General features: G+C 63.8%; 18 protein-coding genes and 1 pseudogene. 8 read left to right on the top strand and 11 right to left on the bottom strand.

Annotated features, from left to right (window positions below; all coding sequences use genetic code 11):
- Nucleotides 1-30: 30 nt before the first annotated feature.
- The 8 genes from G6N20_RS15295 to G6N20_RS15260 form a co-directional block, all read right to left on the bottom strand.
- On the bottom strand, nucleotides 31-1983 hold the full coding sequence (locus G6N20_RS15295; RefSeq protein WP_083052056.1) for a hypothetical protein: 1953 nt from the start codon (nucleotides 1981-1983) through the stop codon (nucleotides 31-33).
- Nucleotides 1984-1986: 3 nt separating this feature from the next.
- Nucleotides 1987-2772 (bottom strand): hypothetical protein, encoded by a 786-nt coding sequence (locus G6N20_RS15290; protein WP_083052053.1) that lies wholly within the window; start codon nucleotides 2770-2772, stop codon nucleotides 1987-1989.
- 171 nt (nucleotides 2773-2943) lie between these two features.
- Nucleotides 2944-3231 carry a type VII secretion system ESX-1 WXG100 family target ESAT-6 gene (gene esxA, locus G6N20_RS15285; RefSeq protein WP_163663079.1) on the bottom strand — a complete coding sequence of 96 codons (288 nt, stop codon included), beginning with the start codon at nucleotides 3229-3231 and terminating at the stop codon, nucleotides 2944-2946.
- A gap of 31 nt (nucleotides 3232-3262) precedes the next feature.
- Complete coding sequence (gene esxB, locus G6N20_RS15280; RefSeq protein ID WP_163663076.1) at nucleotides 3263-3565, bottom strand: type VII secretion system ESX-1 WXG100 family target CFP-10; 303 nt, start codon at nucleotides 3563-3565, stop codon at nucleotides 3263-3265.
- A gap of 93 nt (nucleotides 3566-3658) precedes the next feature.
- Nucleotides 3659-4780 carry a PPE family protein gene (locus G6N20_RS15275; protein WP_083052534.1) on the bottom strand — a complete coding sequence of 374 codons (1122 nt, stop codon included), beginning with the start codon at nucleotides 4778-4780 and terminating at the stop codon, nucleotides 3659-3661.
- A gap of 33 nt (nucleotides 4781-4813) precedes the next feature.
- Entirely contained in the window at nucleotides 4814-5110 is a 297-nt protein-coding gene (locus G6N20_RS15270) for a PE family protein (protein ID WP_083052537.1), read from the bottom strand.
- Between the two features lie 215 nt (nucleotides 5111-5325).
- Entirely contained in the window at nucleotides 5326-6771 is a 1446-nt protein-coding gene (gene eccB / locus G6N20_RS15265) for a type VII secretion protein EccB (protein ID WP_083052540.1), read from the bottom strand.
- A 181-nt stretch (nucleotides 6772-6952) separates the two neighbouring features.
- On the bottom strand, nucleotides 6953-7600 hold the full coding sequence (locus tag G6N20_RS15260) for a hypothetical protein (RefSeq protein WP_232065356.1): 648 nt from the start codon (nucleotides 7598-7600) through the stop codon (nucleotides 6953-6955).
- A gap of 874 nt (nucleotides 7601-8474) precedes the next feature.
- Between G6N20_RS15260 and G6N20_RS22455 the strand changes: the two are divergent.
- From G6N20_RS22455 to G6N20_RS15240, 5 genes and pseudogenes are all read left to right on the top strand, one after another.
- A pseudogene (locus G6N20_RS22455) lies at nucleotides 8475-8599 on the top strand (IS982 family transposase); the annotation flags it as partial.
- Between the two features lie 681 nt (nucleotides 8600-9280).
- Nucleotides 9281-10252: an EspA/EspE family type VII secretion system effector gene (locus tag G6N20_RS15255; RefSeq protein ID WP_142272246.1), complete on the top strand. Its 972-nt coding sequence runs from the start codon at nucleotides 9281-9283 to the stop codon at nucleotides 10250-10252.
- 2 nt (nucleotides 10253-10254) lie between these two features.
- Nucleotides 10255-10563: an ESX-1 secretion-associated protein gene (locus tag G6N20_RS15250; RefSeq protein WP_083052544.1), complete on the top strand. Its 309-nt coding sequence runs from the start codon at nucleotides 10255-10257 to the stop codon at nucleotides 10561-10563.
- Nucleotides 10564-11712: 1149 nt separating this feature from the next.
- Nucleotides 11713-12681 (top strand): EspA/EspE family type VII secretion system effector, encoded by a 969-nt coding sequence (locus G6N20_RS15245; RefSeq protein WP_163663073.1) that lies wholly within the window; start codon nucleotides 11713-11715, stop codon nucleotides 12679-12681.
- Between the two features lie 82 nt (nucleotides 12682-12763).
- Nucleotides 12764-14065, top strand: coding sequence for an EspA/EspE family type VII secretion system effector (locus tag G6N20_RS15240; protein ID WP_163663070.1), 1302 nt, complete (start codon nucleotides 12764-12766; stop codon nucleotides 14063-14065).
- Between the two features lie 780 nt (nucleotides 14066-14845).
- Here G6N20_RS15240 and G6N20_RS22450 read toward each other — a convergent pair.
- Nucleotides 14846-15340: a hypothetical protein gene (locus tag G6N20_RS22450; protein ID WP_308206118.1), complete on the bottom strand. Its 495-nt coding sequence runs from the start codon at nucleotides 15338-15340 to the stop codon at nucleotides 14846-14848.
- Between the two features lie 31 nt (nucleotides 15341-15371).
- On the opposite strand from G6N20_RS22450, the gene G6N20_RS22445 reads away from it, so the two are divergent.
- Genes G6N20_RS22445 through istB form a run of 3 tightly spaced genes read left to right on the top strand, consistent with a single transcriptional unit; the run spans nucleotide 15372 to nucleotide 17087 of the window.
- Entirely contained in the window at nucleotides 15372-15917 is a 546-nt protein-coding gene (locus tag G6N20_RS22445) for a Mu transposase domain-containing protein (RefSeq protein ID WP_308206117.1), read from the top strand.
- Nucleotides 15883-16293: a transposase gene (locus G6N20_RS22440; protein WP_308206116.1), complete on the top strand. Its 411-nt coding sequence runs from the start codon at nucleotides 15883-15885 to the stop codon at nucleotides 16291-16293. The genes G6N20_RS22445 and G6N20_RS22440 overlap by 35 nt, the downstream gene beginning before the upstream one ends.
- A gap of 47 nt (nucleotides 16294-16340) precedes the next feature.
- The gene (gene istB / locus G6N20_RS15230) at nucleotides 16341-17087 is read left to right on the top strand and encodes an IS21-like element helper ATPase IstB (protein ID WP_083052636.1); all 747 of its coding nucleotides are present in this window, start codon (nucleotides 16341-16343) and stop codon (nucleotides 17085-17087) included.
- Between the two features lie 530 nt (nucleotides 17088-17617).
- On the opposite strand, the gene G6N20_RS15225 is transcribed toward istB, so the two are convergent.
- Nucleotides 17618-19156, bottom strand: a complete 1539-nt coding sequence (locus G6N20_RS15225) for an EspA/EspE family type VII secretion system effector (RefSeq protein WP_163663067.1) — start codon at nucleotides 19154-19156, stop codon at nucleotides 17618-17620.
- 301 nt (nucleotides 19157-19457) lie between these two features.
- Nucleotides 19458-20063: a hypothetical protein gene (locus G6N20_RS15220; RefSeq protein ID WP_163663064.1), complete on the bottom strand. Its 606-nt coding sequence runs from the start codon at nucleotides 20061-20063 to the stop codon at nucleotides 19458-19460.
- Nucleotides 20064-20142 lie beyond the last annotated feature (79 nt).

Genomic DNA, 20142 nt, shown 5'->3' with positions numbered 1-20142 from the left:
GCCCCGGGTGGTGCGCGACGACAGTTGGTCTTATTCGCTTACCGAGCCTGCCAGCAGCCCAACAATGTAGTGCCAGTACAACCAGTCTGCGACGGCGGGAAGCTGGACTCGCGGGGCTGCCGCGGCGTGCGCGTGATGCAACGCCAGTTCTCGGGCGTGGGTGGCGTAGCTGCGGAACGCCCGCAGGTGCGCGGCCTCGCGGCCGCTGGCGTTGCTGAGCAGCGGTGCTATCAGCTCGAACCACAAGACATCTCGCTTGTCTTCCGGTGGATTGCCAGCAGCCGGCGCTGGCGGCAACAGGTCTGTCAACCGCATGTCACTGGTTGCAGCAAGCTGGGCCGCGGCCATCGGATCCACCACCTCCAGCCGAGACCGGCCGGTCATCATGCCGTTTTCCGGGATATCGTCGGATTCCAGCACAATCTTGGCCGCGCCCGGATCGGACTTGGCTAACTGTTCCGCGGTGCCGATCACGGCCCGCAGCTTGAGGTCGTGGTGGGCCGCCCAGCCTTGTACGGCGATCAGCGGGTAGGTCGCCCAGCGAGCCCTCTCGTCGACCGGGATCGCCTGGTCGGCGCTGGCCAGCTTAACCCCGATGGGCAAACGCACCTGTTCCGGGATGTAGGCCAGCCCGTAACTGTTGGCTACCACGATGTCCCCGTCGGTGGTCACCGCGGTGATCCAGTAGAACTCTAGATCGGCATCGGTGGCATTGTCGGGTGCGTTCAACGCCGCGGCAATGCGCCGCGCCAGCCGCAGTGGATCGTTGGCACTGCCCTGACGTGAGGTGGCGGCTGCTATCGCGTCCCGAGTTGCCCGCGCCGCCGAAACCGGGACCATCGGCACTGACGCACCCGCATCCGTCGATCCGCTGTGGTCGTGTTGTTCGGTCGGATCGGGCGACCTCTTGGCCGCGGGAGGCGGGGTTCGCGCCGACGCCGGCCGGGTGGCCCCCGGCGCCGGCCCCGTCGAGGTGCCTAGCGGGGCCCGCTCAGCGGTAGTACCCGCCCCACTACCCGCACCCTGCGCGACGTTCCAAGGCTGCAGTCCCAGATCACCGCCGCTGCCTTGGCTGGTGTGCTTGTACCACTGCGACTGATCATCCGGCGCCGCCAGCTCGGGGGGTTGGCCAGTCGCTCGAGCCGGCGCCACGCGAACTGCGTTCGGCGGCATCGGGGATCGCGACGGTAGCGACGGTTGCGGTGTCACCGCAGCCCCTCCCGGGCCGTGGTCGGGCATGCCGGCATCCGGGAGCGGCTCTGCCGTCGACGGTGCCGGGCGACCCGGAGCTCTCGACCCGTTCCATGGTGCGGACTGAGCCAGCGGGTTAGGCGTGCCCACAGGGGTTGCCGGCGGTACCGGCTTCTGCCCGGGAGAAATCGGCGGGGGGCTGGTCGACAGCACCCCCTCGTCATCGAGTGCCGATGTGGTCAGCGGAGGTGTCCTTCGGTTGAGCAGATGTTGCACCGCATTCTTCGCCGGCTTCCAGGTCTTGGATGTCGAGATCCGCTCGGCGGTAGCAGCGACCACGTCGAGATTCATCCCGTGCACCCGGCTGACCAACTTGTTGATCGCTTCCTTGCGCTCGACTGGGTCCAGGCCGGGATCATTCTGTAGCGCTTCGATCTTGCGTTGAGCGGCCTCAACATTATCCGTGATATCCGATTTGGCTTGCACGCTCAATCCGCCGATCGTGTTGTGCCAGGAAATTACGGCGGCAAGATCGTCTTGCAGCGTCATCAACTGGTCGATGTGCGCACTGAGCTTGTCGTTGGCGGCGTCGGCGGCCCCACCCGACCACAGCCCCCCGCTGAACACCTGCCCCCGCTGCTGCTGACAGGTTGCCAGCACCTCGCTGACCCGCTGCAAAACCTGGCTGAACTCCTGCGCCCGGTCGTAGAAGATGTCCTCATTGACCCCCGGCCACCCACCCGGATCGAGCATCCGCTCGACGTACTCACCCGTCGGCCTCGCTATGCCCATCGCTTAGTCGCTTCCACACATCTGAGACGGCGCACCGACCACCGGCGTCGGGTAGCCGGTGGCGCCTACCAGATAGGCGGGGATCGGGCCCGCCGGCGCATTGGTGTCGCCCTGCGCGGGTTCGTCTCCCGAGTTCCGTGGCCCCGGTTGGTCGTCGTCGTGACCTGCCTCGGCGTCGGGGTCCGGCGCCGGTTGGTCGCCGTTGCCGCTCGTGTCGTCGGGCCTGGTGGCGTCCACCGTTTGTCCTTGCTCCACAGGCGGTTGGCCTGCGCTGGTGATGTCCTGGGTGAGCTGCGCCGGCCCGGCACCGGTTTCGCCCGGGCTCTGCGCGGCCCCTTGCGCGCACTGAACGATGCTGGCCTCAATCGGGGAGATCTGCTCGATCGCCGTCGGCAAACCGAGCTGTGTTGCGGTCTCTCCCAACTGTGGCAGGTTAGCTGTCTGACCAAGCTGTGACGCGATTTCCATTGGCGTGGTTGTTAATTGGCCGAGCTGGGTGGCTAACTGTTCGAGCTGGTTGAACCTGTCACCCAGCGTTTGGTCGAGTTCGGCGTACATGGCACCCGCTGTGGCGATGCTGGAACCCGTCTGGATGAGGGCCGCCTTGACGGCCGACATCCTTTCGATGGCTGGTGCCTCGATGTCTGGCATGGTCGCATTGATCGCCGCCGCGGCCGCGTCCGTTCCAGCCGCGGTAACGGGCGGCGGAACCGACGGAAAGGTGAGACCTCCCAGGATGATTCCCGCGTTGCTCAGCCCCGCGGGATCCACGGCTAGTTCCTTGGCCATCGCTCAATCTCCTTGGTTATTTCGCCCGCCGGCAAACTTTTGCCGGACGCCCACATCCGTGGCTGAGTGGACCGTGATCGCCAGCCCGCGGTCAGAACGGAAGTCGTCAAGCGACGAAGTGCAGGAATGGCGAGATCGCCGTTGAACTCGCCAAGCTCCTACCGCGCCGTGCTATGCGAACATTGCCGTCACGTTGCCCTCGGTCGATTGCATCGCCTGACCGGCCTCACTGATGGTGCGCGCCAGGTTCTGCAGGGCGTTGTTGAGCTCGGTAGCGGTGGCGTCCCACTTCTGCTGAACGCCCTGGTAGGCCTCCGAACCGCTACCGCCCCAGGCCGCCGCCAGCTTGGTCAGCGACTGCTTGCCCTCGTCGAGCAGGGAATGAATGGACGTGACGTTTCCCTGAATTGCGCTTGCCGCGGCCTCAATGCCCGCGAAATTCCACTGCTGTTCTGTCATGTCTGTGCTCCGTTTCTTTGTGGTTGGGGAATTAGAAGCCCATTTGCGAGGACAGTGCCTGCTGCTGTTCCTCGTCGGCCTTGGAGTATTGGACGCCGGCCTGACGAATATTCGCCGAAATTTCGTCGAGTTCCTGCTTCTGCTTGTTGGCCGCCTCTTGGAAGCGCACCACCGCGGCCTGGGCGGCCGTGCCCGCGGCACCGCGCCACTGGCTCTGCAACGAAGCCGCCGTCGACTCCACCTGGTCGATCTGGGTCTTCAGGTCGCCGGAGATCCGCTCGAAGTTACCTGCTTCCTGCGCGAGGGTAGCGGCATCGGTCTTCATCTCTGCCATGCTGGACTACTTTCTCTTTTTACTTTTCCTCGCCAAAATGTTGGCAAGTCTTCCGGCCCGGGTGGCCGGGAAGCCTGTCGCTATCGCGGGCGTTCACCAGTCGTCCTGGTCGTCGAACAGCTCGTGATCGTTTTTCTCGTGAGCCCCAGTGGGCGGCGGAGAAGCCGCCGGTGTCTGCTTGGACGAGGCCCCGGAGTGTGCGCCGCGGCCCATCGCACCTATTGGCACAGCGCCACCCGCTGCCGGCGACGGGGTAGCGGTCGCCGATGCCGCCGGTACAGCAGGCGCGGGACGATCGATCAACCCCGCCATCAGCGGCGTGCGGGCCAACGTTCCGGCCGCACCGGGTAGCGCGTCTGCCCGGAGCAGGCCCGCACCCATGCTGGGACCGGATCCACCCGCCAACGGGTGGCTCGACAACGGGCTGGCTCCGATCAGGCCTAGCTGGGCGGTCTCATCGTCGGCTAGCCCGCTGCCCGCGCTGGACATGCCGGCCGTCGGATTGAACAGCGATGTCAGCTGTTGTAGCGGCGCGGTCAGCTGCTGCAGCGGCGCCGTCATCCCACCCACCTGGCTGAGGGCCTGCGTAACCCCCTGCGGCAACTGGCCAAAGGGGATCGCCCCCGCGTTGGCTGCCATCGCCCCGAACTTCCCGGCAAGCCCGGCGGCCAGGGTCTGGCCCGCGTCGGGAGCAAGGATCGCCGGCATCGGCTCAACCCTGTCGAAACGGGTATTAACCGCGGTCTCCGCCTGGTAGATGTCCATCGCCTGGGCGGCCTGATTCCACATGCGGACGAAATAGTCCATCTCGTTGAAAGCGATCGGCACTGTGTTGATACCGAAGAAATTCGTGGCCGTAAGAACGACATGTGTGACATGGTTGGCGGCGATCTCCGGCAACGAAGGCATCGTGGACACCGCCTCGGTGTACGCCGCTGCCTGTGCGGTTGCCCGCTGGGCGCGCAGCTTTGCCTGCGCTGCCACGGTTCGGAGCCACGCCAGCATCGGCGAGGCCGCGGCGATCGCACGTTCGCTGCTGTCACCGGTCCACGCCTGGCTGAGGGCGCACAGGCGTGCGGACAACTCGCCGGCCTGGTTGTCCAGGGCCGCCGCCAGCGCCTCCCACCCCGCGGAGGCAACCAGCATTGGCTCCGGACCCGCTCCGGCCATCAATCGCGCGGCGTTGAGCTCCGGTGGCATTGCGTGCCACAGCATGATCGGTCCCCTTGCTTGCTCGATGCGAAGTGTCTACCCAAATGTGTTGGCGGCGTCGGTGTCGACTTGCCCATAGATGCTGGCTATGGCCTGAAGCGCTTCGCCCGCCCGCTTGAGTTCTTCTTGCGCCAGTGCGTGGATCGCCAACAGCTGGGCGCCCTCTGAGGCGAATACCGTCGCCGCCTGCGCTGAGACCTCGTCTGCTCCCGCGGGCGCCAGCCCGGTTACCGAGGTCAGCGCCGTCGCGCCCGTTGCCAGGCCGCTGATAGCGATATCGCTTACTTGTGTGCCAATGTCGGCAACCGTGGGCTGGTAAGACATTTGCTGCATCTAGGTATCTCTCCGGAAATTCGCGTGTTGAACGGTCAACTCCGCCGTGGCGGGACTACTGTCCGAGTGGCGTTGGGAGCGCTTCTGCGGAGGTTCGACGGGGGATGCGGGGATTCCCGCAGCGCCGTTTGGTGACACCGAAATTCCAGGCCCGGGGTTTGGCGGCGTCAATCGGTGACCGCGGGTGATGATCGCAGTGAGCCGTTTCGTCATCGTCACCGTGTTCCGGGGGGCTCGGCGGGAAATCTGCGGGGGCTAGGGTCAGCGGGCAGCGTGTCGTGCTCAAGCAAGGCGGCGTCCTTGGACAGCACCGGTCCTTCGACCAGGAATCGAACGACCTCCCAAGGCGCGGTCTTGGGCGAATTCAATCCCAGCGCGTTCGCGGTTTCCTCGTTCGGAATCCCGTAGCGCACCCCTTGCGGGTCGATGTAGTATGCGGCTTCACCGTGTCGGGGATCCGGGGACTGCAGTGTGACGTACTTGCCGGAGTTTGTGAAAACTGTTGCCGTCCCTTGGATTTGCTTGATACCTGCGGCCATGGCTGACGGCGGTATCGGCAAATGCCGGCCGGTGAGCACCGTTATCTTCGGCGATTGATCGGCGGGTGTGTGTTCCCACGTCCAGCACAGCGTGGGCTCCTCGGTCGCGGATGTGAGCTTGAGCGGTTCGTCGGGCAAGGGGGAGGCGTACACCTGTTCCGGGAACTTGACCACCAGACTGGATTCCACCATCGGGGGCTCAAGCAGGCCGTGTGACTCGACGTCGCGCAGCGCGTCAGCGGTGGTGGGACTCACCCGCGCGATGCCGTCGGGCAGCACCACAAAGTTCTGCGGCCCGCGTTCGGTGTAGATCTGAAAAACCGACCCGATCACAAGATCGTCGGGCAGCCCAAGAGAGTTGGGCGCACCCTGGGCGGGCATCGGCGGCAGCTGCCAGGCCCCGCCGTCGGGTAGCGCGTTGAACAGAGCTTCAGATATCGGTATCGGTTTGGCGGTCTCGGCTATCCCCACTGCGGAGGTGAGGGCCCGGTCGCCGAGATCCAAAGCGTGCCGGCCTTCCGGGGTGACTACCCATACTTTGCCCTGGTGGGATACCAGAACCGCCTCATCGGACCGGATCGGATCTATCGCGGCATCGGGGACCAGCGGCATGGACACCACCACCGTCTCCAGCGCGGGAGCATCGCTGGCGGCGGCGGTGACGGTATCGCACAGTGCCCAGACCGACGAGGTCTCTGATGACACCGGCGTGGCGTACGGGGCACCGGGGATGCCGATGGTCTGGCCTTTGGGCATGCCATTCAGGTCTGCGGAGGCGACGGCCATGGGGTTGGCCGGATTGCCCAGTACCAGCCGTGCCGAGGTCAGGTTGTAGACCGGATGTAGCTGCCCGGAGAGGATCACATAAAGCTGGTTGGTCGAGCGGTCAGCGACAAGGGTGGCGTCGCCAAGATTGCCCTTCGGGTTGAGGTAGGCCAACAACCCGGCGCCAATCACGAGCATCAGCGCAACGACGATCCCCAGCGTGGTTGACCGGCTATAGAACTGTAGCGGGTCGTCGAACATCCGGGTGTCCCGGAGCACGATGGCATGTTCGAGCCGGCGAAGCAGAAAGCGCCAGCCGCTGACCTGGATCCTGGTGGTAAGTCGGAAACTCGCCATGGTTCACGCGCTGATGTTGAGGTGTCTAGGCACGGCGGCCAGCTCTGCTGCCGCGCCCGCACCGTTGTGGCCCAATGTCCCGCGAGTGACCAAGAATTCTGCTCCGCCGTCTGCCCCGGCGCGCGTGTATCGGTCGGTGCCGCCAACCTGCTGTGCCGGCCTGCGGCGCGCGCTTAGGTGATCAACCGTCGTCATGGGTGTATCGCTTTGCAAATACTTCCGCTTGCGCCGCGGCGGCCTGTTCGGGCGTCGGCAGATCGAGATGCTGTTCGATAAAGTCGCGCAATTGAGAGCTGTATTCTGAATGCGTTTCGGGGACGTTTTCAAGCATGAAAGTGTATTGGGCAGACTGCGCCTTTAGTCGGGCAAGTTCCGCAAGGACAAGTATCTCGTCTTCAAGCTCCGACTCAGTCATGTCGGTCACTTTCTCGGACAGCTCGACCTCGCGGATGGCGCCGCCCATGAGCGCTGACACCGACACCGTCCCGGCGGGGTTGGTCACCGTGAACAGCCGGGGCTCCAACTCCTTGGTTTCCTGCTGGGTCGGCGGACATAGTGCGTCGAGGTCGATTTCGCTGTCCGTGGGGTCCTCGACGGGCGCGTACGCCTCAGGCGCATCGAACTCCGAATCCTGGCTGCTCTGGTGGTCGGCGACCAGGAAATCCAGGTCGGCTGAATCGTCGTCGCTGTGGTGGTCGGCGACTAGAAAATCCAGATCGGCCATATCCGCACCGCCGCCGGTGCCGAAGAAATGTGGGTCGGAGGAGAAGTCGCCGTCGTCGTCTCCGAACCCATGTGCACCGTGCGGGGTAGTCATCGTCGCGAACACCGCGACGCTTTCGAGCTGACAGCGGCGTGGTTTGACTTCGACGGTGCGGTATTAGCAAGAACGTGTCCCTGCGTTCGCGCATGTTGAATTGATAGCTGGGTCATGTGTGCACTCCAGGGCCTCAAGGTGGGCGGTCGCCGGCGGAATGGGGCCTCGGCGACCTATGTGTTCGAGTTGACCAAGACTCTGGCGGGCGGGATTTCGGCAAGCATTGGGGAGAAGTGAAATTCGCTGGTAGCAGCCGCGGGCCGGCCTGGTGATCGGCGACAGCATCGTTGCTATCGCGTGACCATCGCCACCGACGGCGCGCGACCGCACCACCCGTCCTGGGCCTGAATCTATTGATGGATTCTGGCCAAGCCAGGTGCGCTCACGTCCAGGTCATGACAGTGCGGCCCAGGTCATGACAGTGCAAGGTGGCCACAGTAGTTGCCCTAGCCCGAACGTTGGTGTTTGTCGCCATCCGACAATCGCGGTCTAACTGAGTATTCGGGACTCCGCGTCGGGCGTGCGCTGGCTGCGTCGAGTGTGCACTGGTGGCGGCGACACGCCGGGCGATGCCGCCATGGTTACACGTTCGGTGGGTGAGGATCGCCGATCACGTGGCCCAACCCGACTGGCGCCGTTCGGGACGGCCGAAGCTGTTCGACGCCGAGCTGGTATGCCTGGCCATGCCCCAGGTGCTGCTCGGCGCCCGCAGCGAACATCATTGGCTGCGAACGTGTTCGGCCGACCTGGCAGCCATTCCGCCACCTGCCGAAACAGCCCGGCTACCACCCGCGGGTCACGGCGGCGGCACCGCTCTGGTCTGCCAGGCCATGTGGTATCTGGCCAGCCAGTGCCCATCGTGGGCCGAAGATCTCAGGTTCGCTCGGTCGACGCCACCCCGGTGCCGTGCGGCTGCATGCCGGGAGACGGTGAAGCGTTCCGATCTGGCCGGGTGGGCGAACTACGGCTGCTGCGCCGCGAACTCCCGCCGGTTTTGGGGGTTGAAGCGGTATCTGATCAGCACGGCGGAGGGGATGCCGGTCGGTCGCTTGGCGTCTGACCGACCCGAAGCTCGGCGAAATATAGATCGCCGCAGAGCTGTTCGGGCATGCCCGTCACCTCGGGGCGCTGGGCGCGAAGGTGGTCGTGCAAGGACCAGCTCGATCTCGAACGCCACAGCGGGCGCACACCCAAAGGCGGCTACATCCGTGTCGCCCAACCCCTGCTTGCCCTCGCCGGTGTGATCTGACACAACTACACGATCAACAGCCCAGTCAAACTAGTCACCGTTCGCCTACGACCACCGACCAGGTTGGCAATGACTCACCCAGGTTTGCGCCACGGTGACTCGAGGGTGGTGCGACCAGCACACTTCATGATTGCCAAATACCTGCACAAGACACGCACATCACCGTTGCTGGTGGGCGACTGAAACGGTACTGGGGTCGTCGTACGGTGTTCTGCGGTCATCGCAAGGTGTCCTAGTGACGTGCGGGCCCGTCGGAAGGCGGTGCGGCCCGGACTCCGCAAAGCAGCACCGGAACCGTGAGCCTGCGGTCCTCAACGATCCGCGGGAACACCACCGGCTCGAAAGGATGCCAGGGAATGACTCCCGCAGGCCCAGGTCTTGCTGGCCTAGTACCGCGACCTGTCGCCGCCACACAAACGACCTACGGGATGATCATTGGGCAAGTGTTGGTCGTTGTCGCGACCATGCTGGCGTTGGACGGGGTTGATCAAGAGAGGGGGGAGAGGTTCGGCAGCGGCTGGAAGAAGTTCAGCGACATTGCTCAACAGTTGCCGGACTTGCCGCACGCTGTGTGGCAAGGTTCTGCATCAGATGCCTTCGGCGCCAAGAGCAATAGTCTGCGGGAGCTGGTCGAGCAAATGGCTGACACCGACAGGCGCATGGAACATCTCTTGGACAAGCACGCGGACACGGTCTTCGACGCGCGAAGTGTGTTGGGATTCTTCATCGGTCTGCTCATCATATGCGGGGTAGTTGCCGTTCAGCTTGAGAGGCAGGGCGAGTTTACTGCGTCCCTCGCGTTACAGCTAACGGTGTCTGGCGTCGCGCTTGCTGTGTGTATACCCGTCCAAGCGGTATTGATCGACCATTCGGTGCATACCGCATCGTTGATGGGTGAGGAGATCAGCCACTACCACCGGGTGTCGGCGAACGCGGGTTCGATCGGTGGGCCGACGGGTCCGACCGCACAGTCGGCCGCGGTGGGCCCGGCAAACGCTGACGCCGTCGTGGCCGGGCCGGCCGTCTCAGGCGGTGTGGCGGATCGTTGGGGGGTGTCGCCGCTGTCACCGCAGCCTTTCGGCACCACACCACCCCCCGCGGCCGGGGTGGGCGGTGCGGGCCTGCCGGTGAGCCCGGCCGCATCGGTAAGGACTGCAGCGCGGCCGGGCGCTACCCCGCAGACCTCCACCCGGGTCGTCGGTGAGCAGACCGCGCGGCCCGCCCGCGCCGCAGACCACGACAATGACGTCGACGACAACGACTGGGCCGCCGCCGATGGGGCCGGTGCCGGGCGGGCGCCTAACGACCCAATCCGCACGACCGGAGACGCTGAGCGCACCGCGGACATGAATCACACCGGCTATCACCCATCTGCAGAAACGAGCCTGAAAGGCACCGAAAGGAAAGGGAACTAGGTATGAGTCATTTGGTCGTCAATCCAGCACACGTGTCGAAGCTGGCACACAAACAAGACGATGTGGCCGACCAAATCGGATCGGCGACGCGGGTGACCAACGGTATCGGCCACGATGTCTGGGTTGCCCACGGCGTGGCCAGTGCCTACTCCAATCGTGCTGTGGACAAGGCCGAATCCGCGCGCCGCGCCGCGGGTGAGGCCCTGCAAGCCGCCGCCAAAGGTCTGGCCGCAAACCTGCGCACCGCCGCCGCGGCGTATCACCGCACCGACCAACACCACGCCGGCAAGCTTGACGACCAGCTGCGCTGATCGGTTAAGTCCCTTGCTTTCCGGTCGATCATCGACCGGGGTGGCTAGCTCGTGCCGACCCCTGCGGAGTGGTCAAGGCGTACAGACGGGGCGTTTTCGGGTGCGCTACAAGGACCGCGACCGCGTCGGTGCGGTGGCCTACCTGTGGCCGCCTACGACGTGTACCGCGCGCAGGTTGTTCGGCCGCTGTGAGGCCCCGCGATCCCCACAAGCGTGGGCACGCTGGTGGGTCGAAGGCTTGCTTGAGCCGTGTGCGGGAAAACTCGCTCGCTCGGTCTGGGGGGCCCGGCAGGGGTTACTCCGACTGCTCCATGGAGAACTTCCGGCACGACAGGCCGGACGGATGTATTGCTGGCGAACGGGTGGTCTTACGACGGTGACTGACGCTAAAGTCTGCTTCGATCCAGCTGCTATCAGCGCGGCGCAAAACACAGGCGACGGGCATCGCCGCTACGAGTGTATTTCACGATCGCCCCATCCTTGCTAAACGCCGCTCGACTTCTGTAAACACCTACACCTGCGGCTGCGACAAGAGGGATTTTGCGTCGCCAAACCGCTCGCTGTCGCCGAGCCGCAGCGCGCACAATATTATGCTGTAAAAGTCCGAAACAACGATGAAAGCTGAGGATATGCACGATGTCAAATCCGCGGGACCCAACTCTGGAAAATCCGGATCTTACGCCTATTCCACAACAGTACGATGAAATAAACGCGTGGATCAACCTCCCGCCCAGCGACGCGCCGTCCGATCCTGGATTGGATTGGAAGATGATTCATCGAATATTTCCAACTCGCAGAGGTCGTGGCAAATCGCCGGATGGTTCTGAAGACCGACAAATAGGTTCCGATGAGCCAGTTACTGAAGAATCCAGCTCGTCTTTCGCTACGGAATCGAGTGAGGAGTGGGCTGAAGGGCAAGCTCAACCTGATGAAGGGCAAGTTCAAACTGATGGAGAGTCCAACGACGGTAAAGCGGAAGTGGAACCCGATGAGCCTGGGGACGGTTCGCTGGAAAAATCCGCCACGGATTCTGTTGAGAACTATGCTGCCAACACCGAGCAGGACAAAATAGAGCCGGCTAAAGGTGACCAGCCGGATAAGTGGTCTGATGCCTTCATTATTTATACGGCGATAATGATGATTACCGCGATGACGTTGTTGGATGGGTTCGGCGACGAGAACGGCGCAAGGTTCGGCAGCGGTTCGGCGAAACTGGGCCGCATCGCTGACCAGTTGCCGGCGGCCTCGGCCCACCACGGGTGGCAAGGCCTGGCCGCCGAAGCCTACGACGCCCAAAACACCGGTCTGCGGGAATTGATCACACAGATGGCCGAGGCCGACAAGCGCATCCAGCACCTGGTCCAAGACCACGCCGACCAGATCACCCACACGCGCATTGCCCTGGGCACCAGCATCGGGTTTTTGACCGTCTGCGCCCTGGTGGCCGAAGCCCTGCAGCGTCTGGGGCTGCTGAGCCTGTCGCTTAAATACCAAATCCTGGTCTGCACCCCCGTGCTGATCACCTGCGCCACCATGCAGGCAGTGTTGGTCGAGCATTCCCAACAGACCGCATCATCGATCCGTGAGGCCACCCACCGCTACCAGCGGGTGAGCGCGGCCGCCGGCGCCGCATCGTCGCCCGGGAACCGGCAGCACACCACCGTGAAACCAACCGACGCCGGCGCGGGCCGGCCAAGGAATGCGACCCCGCGGGTGGACCCCGAGGACCGCGCGATCACCAGCGGCGCCAAGGCCGCGGGTCGGGTGGCGCCGCGGCCCCGGCGCAGGGATGGTGCGGGGGTACATACCGCGGTCGGGGTGGGTGGTGTGGGCCTGCCGCTGCGCCCGGTGGCGGCGGGCATCGCTGCCCAGCCGGCCCGACCGGAGCGACCGGCGTGGGCGCGCCCGGCTGCCCCACCGACGCCCGCGGCGGCGGGTGAGCCCGCGCCCGCGGCCGCCCGCACCCGCGGTGATGACCACGACGTCGAGCACCGCGACCGGGCCGGCGCCGGCGGCCACCGGGGTGGGCGGGCACCCGTCAACCCCGGCCCGTCAACCGGCCAGGCCGAACCGGCCGGCGAGGCCGAACACACCCGGCAAACCGGACAACACCCCTAAGTCACGCAATTGACCGACACCATATATCACAGCACCGGGCGGTTACGTGGCCCAGTTTCCAACTGCCGAAAGGACACCCACGATGCCAACCACGCCCCCTCCTCAGATGCCTTGGGAGGATCCTACGACGATAAATAATCAAGTTCCGGGTGCACCTGATGATCCACCGGACTTTGACATAGACTTTTCCTCCGATACTCCACCGCCTTCAGACGAAGATTCTAGCGGTCCGGATAGCGATAGCCTCGCCGAACATACGACATATGACAATGTCACGGACCCCGAAGTAGATTTGCCAGTCAGTAACGAGGAAATGATTGGATTAGCTGCACAACAGGAGAATCCAAATTTCCAACCAGGTTCCCCCGTTACTTCTGATACTCACGTTTACTTTCTTCCCGACGATCCTCCTGCTGATAGCGAGGGTACTGAACATGATCTAACTGATAGCAGATTTCCTGACCTTGACGATCCTGCTGACGGCGAGACGCTTCCTGGTGAAAATCCACGCAACGACGGTAAGGATGAACTGCCAGAAGATGAAATCGACGATTTCAAGTCCGATTCCGATGAACCGCTGGAACGGAAACCTAAAGAAGTTGAAAGTCAGAGCAAAAACGAGAACGGAGGTGGCGAAGCTCAACCTGATGAAGGGCAAGTTCAAACTGATGGAGAGTCCAACGACGGTAAAGCGGAAGTGGAACCCGATGAGCCTGGGGACGGTTCGCTGGAAAAATCCGCCACGGATTCTGTTGAGAACTATGCTGCCAACACCGAGCAGGACAAAATAGAGCCGGCTAAAGGTGACCAGCCGGATAAGTGGTCTGATGCCTTCATTATTTATACGGCGATAATGATGATTACCGCGATGACGTTGTTGGATGGGTTCGGCGACGAGAACGGCGCAAGGTTCGGCAGCGGTTCGGCGAAACTGGGCCGCATCGCTGACCAGTTGCCGGCGGCCTCGGCCCACCACGGGTGGCAAGGCCTGGCCGCCGAAGCCTACGACGCCCAAAACACCGGTCTGCGGGAATTGATCACACAGATGGCCGAGGCCGACAAGCGCATCCAGCACCTGGTCCAAGACCACGCCGACCAGATCACCCACACGCGCATTGCCCTGGGCACCAGCATCGGGTTTTTGACCGTCTGCGCCCTGGTGGCCGAAGCCCTGCAGCGTCTGGGGCTGCTGAGCCTGTCGCTTAAATACCAAATCCTGGTCTGCACCCCCGTGCTGATCACCTGCGCCACCATGCAGGCAGTGTTGGTCGAGCATTCCCAACAGACCGCATCATCGATCCGTGAGGCCACCCACCGCTACCAGCGGGTGAGCGCGTCGCCGGCGCCGCATCGTCGCCCGGGAACCGGCAGCACACCACCGTGAAACCAACCGACGCCGGCGCGGGCCGGCCAAGGAATGCGACCCCGCGGGTGGACCCCGAGGACCGCGCGATCACCAGCGGCGCCAGGCCGGGCCGCTCGGCCCTGGCCACGGCCGAGCAGAAGGTCCGCCGCCGCGGCGGCAGGCTGCGACACCACACCCCATCACCGGGATCAGCGATGCGGACCCGCCGCCACGCCCGCTGGCACCGGGCATCCCAACGCAACCACCCCAACCGGGCCCACAGCCTCAGACGCGACCCGCCACAAACTCACCCACCCCCGTTTCCCCGGACCAACAGCCACCCACAACCACCCGCCGCCGGGGCCACGACACCCACACCGACCACCCCAACCAGCCCACCCCCGGCGGCCACCGGTCCGGCCGGGCACCCATCGACACCATCCAGACAACCGGCGAGGCGCAGCGCACCCGCAGACCAGGTGGTGACTGAAAGAAGGGTCGGACACCGACCACTGTCGACTGCCACGGTCATGGGGCCGGTTTGACCCGAGTTTTGCCACCATGATGGGACCACCCTTTTGCCAGTAATGGGACCACCCGGCGTGTCGTGCCGGGTGGTCGCCACGTTGGTGTCTTCGGATCGATCCATGTCGGTAGATGTGGAGGTCCGGAATGGCGTTTCGGGAGGTTGATGTGATCGAGGTTCGTGAGATCCTGCGAGGCTGGCTGCTGGGGAAGGGGCAGTGCAGGGTGGCCCGGCACGCGGGGGTGGATCGCAAGACGGTGGCCCGATACGTGGATGCGGCGGTCGAGGCCGGTTTAGACCGCGACGGTGGCCAGGAGCAGCTGACCGATGAGCTGATCGGGCAGGTGGTGGAGGCGGTGCGCCCGGACCGCCCGAACGGTCATGGTGTGGCGTGGGAATCCCTTGAAAACCAACGTGATCAGATCACCAAGTGGGTCGGCGACGGGTTGACCGTGGTGAAGATCGGTGATCTGCTCGCCAGGCAGGGGGTTATGGTGCCGCATCGCACGTTGCACCGGTTCTGTGTGGAGCGCACCGACTACCAGGGCCGCGGCCGGCGCGCGACGGTGCCGGTGGCAGATGGCGAGCCTGGGGTGGAGTGCCAAATCGACTTCGCTCGGATGGGGTTGATCTTCGACCCGCAGGCCGGGCGGCGCCGGGTGGCGCACGCGCTGATCTTCACCGCGGTGTACTCGCGGCACATGTTCGTGTGGTTGACGTTTTCCCAAACTGGAGGCGAACATCGCCGGGTGCGAGGCGGCGTGGCGGTTCTTCGGCGGGGTCTTCAAGGTGCTGATCCCCGACAATATGACACCTGTTGTGCCCAAGTCAGATTCACTCAATCCACAGTTCAGTGTGGGCTGGCTGGAGTATGGGCAGGCGCGCGGATTTGTCACCGACCCCGCGCGGGTGGCTCACCCTCAGGACAAACCCCGGGTGGAGCGGGTGTTGCAGTATGTGCGCGGCAACTTCTTCGCCGGGGAGCAGTTCATCGATTTGGCCGACGCGCAGGGCCGCGCCGAGCTTTGGTGTGCGGACAAGGCCGGGTTGCGCATCCACGGCACCACCCGCGCGCAGCCGGCGGTGGTGTTCGCCGAACACGAGGCGGCGGCGCTGCTGCCCGCGCCCGACCGGGTCTATCGGATGCCGATCTACACCGAGGTCAAAGTTCATCGCGATTACCACGTCCAGGTGGATCGAGCTCTGTACAGCATCCCGGAACACCTTCTCGGGCAACGTATTCAGGCCTGTGCGGACGACGAGCTGGTCAAGCTGTTTCAAGACCCACCCGCGCCAGCAGCCGGGTGGCCGCTCGACGGATCCGGCCGACTTGCCCGCGGAGAAGACCGCCTACGCCATGCGTGACCTTGCCCGGCTGATCAGCACGGCTGCGCTGCACGGGGCCAACGTCGGCGTCTACGCCGAGCGGCTGCTCGACCACGAGCTGCCCTGGACGAAGATGCGGCAGGTCTATCGGCTGCTCGGGCTGGTGAAGCGCTACGGCGCCGGGCCGGTGGACACCGCGTGCGGGCGGGCGCTGGACCTCGATGTTGTCTCGGTGGCGAAGATCGCCGCGATGCTGGAAAAGGCCACCGAGAACGGCCCCGCCCCCGCACCACGCGCGGCCAGCGGTGGCCCGGCGCCGGCGCGGTTCGCACGCGACCCTGCAGAGTATCGGGTCAGGCCGCACTGGTTGACCGTGATCGACGGCGGCGACGCCGCAACAGGGGCGGACAAGTGACGAAAACCATTATCTGTGAACCGATCTCACCCGATCTGAAAAGGGTGATGCGCCAGCTCAAGTTGGGTCGGATGCTGGACACGCTGCCCGAGCGGCTCACCCTGGCCCGCCAGCAGCATCTGTCGCACGTGGCGTTCCTCGAGCTGGTCCTCGCCGACGAGGTCACCCGCCGCGACACCAGCTCGGCCACTCGCCGGGCACGTGCCGCCGGACTCGACCCGGCCATGCGCCTTGACACCTGGGACGAGTCCGCCGCCATCCGCTACGACCGGGCGCTGTGGGCAGAGCTGACCAGCCTGCGGTTCCTCGACGGGCCCCACGGCGCCTGCGTGCTGGGTGCCGTCGGGGTCGGCAAAACACATCTGGCCACCGCGCTGGGCCATATCGCCATCCGCCGCCGGGTCCCCACCCTGATGCTGCGCGCGGACGCGATGTTCAAGCGGCTCAAGGCATCCCGGCTCGATAACAGCACCGAAGCCGAGATGCGCCGGCTCGCCCAAGTGCGGCTGCTGATCATCGATGACTTCGCCCTGCAGCCGATGGACGCCACCGAGACCGCCGACTTTTACGAGCTTGTCGTGGCCCGCCATCACAAGGCGTCGACCGTTACGACGTCGAACCGAACGCCCGATGAGTGGCTGACCATGATGAGCGACCCGCTGCTGGCCCAATCGGCAGTCGACAGGCTCACCTCAACCGCGCACGAGCTCGTCATCGAAGGCGAGTCCTACCGGCGACGGCAGAAACCCTTACGTTTGACAACCCAGCACGAAGGAGAACACCATGCTCCCTGAGCCGATCAGGTGGTCCCATGCCACTGGCAAAAGGCTGGTCCCATCATCGTGGCAAATGACAACTAACCCGGCATCTCCGCCACATCCTGCGGTCACGGCCGCTCATCTATCTGCGGTCTCAGTCGCCGCGATCGCCGATGCGTTGTGCCCCAACACATTCGACAGCACCAGCGACACCAGTTGAGCCCGAATCGCCGACACCATCGCTGATGCGTTGTGGCCGCGTGGGCTGCCTCATATACCGCGGATGCCGCCTTCGGTCTGTCGCGACCGCACGTCCGGCCCGCGCTGTTGATGCGTTGAACCGATTCACAAACGGCGCGGCCGCGTCCGCCGCCGCACCCTGCCACCACCCATCCGCCACGTCAGCGGTCACCGGCGAAAATGGAAGCCCCCCGCCGCACCCGGCTCGGCAGCCGTTTGCTCCTCCGCCGCCGCCAACACCGAGACCCGATCCCGCCTGGGAAAACATTTGCCGAGTCAATCTCGGGCGGCCACACCATGGAAGTGGTCGGTGTCCGACCCTTCTTTCAGTCACCACCTGGTCTGCGGGTGCGCTGCGCCTCGCCGGTTGTCTGGATGGTGTCGATGGGTGCCCGGCCGGACCGGTGGCCGCCGGGGGTGGGCTGGTTGGGGTGGTCGGTGTGGGTGTCGTGGCCCCGGCGGCGGGTGGTTGTGGGTGGCTGTTGGTCCGGGGAAACGGGGGTGGGTGAGTTTGTGGCGGGTCGCGTCTGAGGCTGTGGGCCCGGTTGGGGTGGTTGCGTTGGGATGCCCGGTGCCAGCGGGCGTGGCGGCGGGTCCGCATCGCTGATCCCGGTGATGGGGTGTGGTGTCGCAGCCTGCCGCCGCGGCGGCGGACCTTCTGCTCGGCCGTGGCCAGGGCCGAGCGGCCCGGCCTTGGCGCCGCTGGTGATCGCGCGGTCCTCGGGGTCCACCCGCGGGGTCGCATTCCTTGGCCGGCCCGCGCCGGCGTCGGTTGGTTTCACGGTGGTGTGCTGCCGGTTCCCGGGCGACGATGCGGCGCCGGCGGCCGCGCTCACCCGCTGGTAGCGGTGGGTGGCCTCACGGATCGATGATGCGGTCTGTTGGGAATGCTCGACCAACACTGCCTGCATGGTGGCGCAGGTGATCAGCACGGGGGTGCAGACCAGGATTTGGTATTTAAGCGACAGGCTCAGCAGCCCCAGACGCTGCAGGGCTTCGGCCACCAGGGCGCAGACGGTCAAAAACCCGATGCTGGTGCCCAGGGCAATGCGCGTGTGGGTGATCTGGTCGGCGTGGTCTTGGACCAGGTGCTGGATGCGCTTGTCGGCCTCGGCCATCTGTGTGATCAATTCCCGCAGACCGGTGTTTTGGGCGTCGTAGGCTTCGGCGGCCAGGCCTTGCCACCCGTGGTGGGCCGAGGCCGCCGGCAACTGGTCAGCGATGCGGCCCAGTTTCGCCGAACCGCTGCCGAACCTTGCGCCGTTCTCGTCGCCGAACCCATCCAACAACGTCATCGCGGTAATCATCATTATCGCCGTATAAATAATGAAGGCATCAGACCACTTATCCGGCTGGTCACCTTTAGCCGGCTCTATTTTGTCCTGCTCGGTGTTGGCAGCATAGTTCTCAACAGAATCCGTGGCGGATTTTTCCAGCGAACCGTCCCCAGGCTCATCGGGTTCCACTTCCGCTTTACCGTCGTTGGACTCTCCATCAGTTTGAACTTGCCCTTCATCAGGTTGAGCTTCGCCACCTCCGTTCTCGTTTTTGCTCTGACTTTCAACTTCTTTAGGTTTCCGTTCCAGCGGTTCTTCATCGGAATCGGACTTGAAATCATCTTCTTTATCCTCATCTTCTTTATCTTGCGAAAAAGAACTGCCTTCGGTCGTGTCGTCGGATCCAGTCCCAGTTTCATCCCTACGCCCAAAAAATTGGTTTGGGTCAAATTTCTTTTGCTGGTATTCTTCGGCCAGGGATCCCGTATCACCCCATTCTGTGAACCCCGTTCTGTGGTGAATATAATATTCGCCTCCGTATTCTGTAGCAAATGATTGAGGCCCATCTTCACCAGTTGTGGATACCATAGAATATGATGAATCAGGAGTTGTATCATCTTGTTGTTGTCCAGGATCCGGTTGTCCAGGACCCGTATCAGCACTACTACCTGAGGGCGTTGACATTGCGGTCCTTTCTGGTTGCTGTGATATTGGTCCTTACTGACGTTACTGGTGCCTCCCGGTCTGGTGACACAAACGTCTGACTCTGACCGTCTTCCCGGGGCAAGGCGCGTGTGAGTGACCTGTTATGCGTGCGCTTTCACCAGATGCTGCATACGCTGATCGATAGGGGCCGTCCGAGTAGCCAGGCCTGTGGGCAGCATAGTTCTCAAGAGAATTCTGGCCCCGCCACTTGCTCTTGCAGGCGTCGTACGCCTGCGATGCTATACCCTGCGCCTTCAACAGAATCCGTGGCGGATTTTTCCGGCGAATCGACCCCAGGCTCATCGGGTTCCACTTCCGCTTTACCGTTGAACTCTCGATCAGTTTGAACTTGCTCTTCATCAGGTTGAGCTTCGCCACCTCCGTTCTCGTTTTTGCTCTGACTTTCAACTTCTTTAGGTTTCCGTTCCAGCGGTTCATCGGAATCGGACTTGAAATCGTCGATTTCATCTTCTGGCAGTTCATCCTTACCGTCGTTGCGTGGATTTTCACCAGGAAGCGTCTCGCCGTCAGCAGGATCGTCAAGGTCAAGAAATCTGCTATCAGTTAGATCATGTTCAGTACCCTCGCTATCAGCAGGATCGTCGGGAAGAAAGTAAACGTGAGTATCAGAAGTAACGGGGGAACCTGGTTGGAAATTTGGATTCTCCTGTTGTGCAGCTAATCCAATCATGTCGGAGTCCAGCCCAGATCCTGACGACGTGATTTCTGACGGCGTGTCGGTTACAGTGTCCGTAGAATTCCTGGGATCAATGATCTTACCTGCCACCATTTGGGTCTCCTAGTCGTTGGTTCGGTTGATTTCGGGATATCGGTTGAGCCATGCTTCTGCGTGCTAAATAGATCGGTGG

This window comes from Mycobacterium shinjukuense, from assembly GCF_010730055.1.
In the GTDB taxonomy this organism is placed as follows: Bacteria; Actinomycetota; Actinomycetes; order Mycobacteriales; family Mycobacteriaceae; genus Mycobacterium; species Mycobacterium shinjukuense.
Note: the sequence above shows the minus strand (reverse complement) of the source record. Positions and strands in the feature narration are given on the sequence as shown.

Excerpts from the sequence above, each read along its gene's own strand:
- G6N20_RS15220 (WP_163663064.1), bottom strand. The coding sequence starts at position 20,063 with ATGGTGGCAGGTAAGATCATTGATCCCAGGAATTCTACGGACACTGTA.
- eccB (WP_083052540.1), bottom strand. The coding sequence starts at position 6,771 with ATGGCGAGTTTCCGACTTACCACCAGGATCCAGGTCAGCGGCTGGCGC.
- G6N20_RS15275 (WP_083052534.1), bottom strand. The coding sequence starts at position 4,780 with ATGCTGTGGCACGCAATGCCACCGGAGCTCAACGCCGCGCGATTGATG.
- esxB (WP_163663076.1), bottom strand. The coding sequence starts at position 3,565 with ATGGCAGAGATGAAGACCGATGCCGCTACCCTCGCGCAGGAAGCAGGT.
- G6N20_RS15245 (WP_163663073.1), top strand. The coding sequence starts at position 11,713 with ATGACGTTGTTGGATGGGTTCGGCGACGAGAACGGCGCAAGGTTCGGC.
- G6N20_RS15225 (WP_163663067.1), bottom strand. The coding sequence starts at position 19,156 with ATGGTATCCACAACTGGTGAAGATGGGCCTCAATCATTTGCTACAGAA.
- G6N20_RS15295 (WP_083052056.1), bottom strand. The coding sequence starts at position 1,983 with ATGGGCATAGCGAGGCCGACGGGTGAGTACGTCGAGCGGATGCTCGAT.
- G6N20_RS15290 (WP_083052053.1), bottom strand. The coding sequence starts at position 2,772 with ATGGCCAAGGAACTAGCCGTGGATCCCGCGGGGCTGAGCAACGCGGGA.
- G6N20_RS15250 (WP_083052544.1), top strand. The coding sequence starts at position 10,255 with ATGAGTCATTTGGTCGTCAATCCAGCACACGTGTCGAAGCTGGCACAC.
- G6N20_RS15240 (WP_163663070.1), top strand. The coding sequence starts at position 12,764 with ATGCCAACCACGCCCCCTCCTCAGATGCCTTGGGAGGATCCTACGACG.
- G6N20_RS15270 (WP_083052537.1), bottom strand. The coding sequence starts at position 5,110 with ATGCAGCAAATGTCTTACCAGCCCACGGTTGCCGACATTGGCACACAA.
- esxA (WP_163663079.1), bottom strand. The coding sequence starts at position 3,231 with ATGACAGAACAGCAGTGGAATTTCGCGGGCATTGAGGCCGCGGCAAGC.
- istB (WP_083052636.1), top strand. The coding sequence starts at position 16,341 with ATGCGCCAGCTCAAGTTGGGTCGGATGCTGGACACGCTGCCCGAGCGG.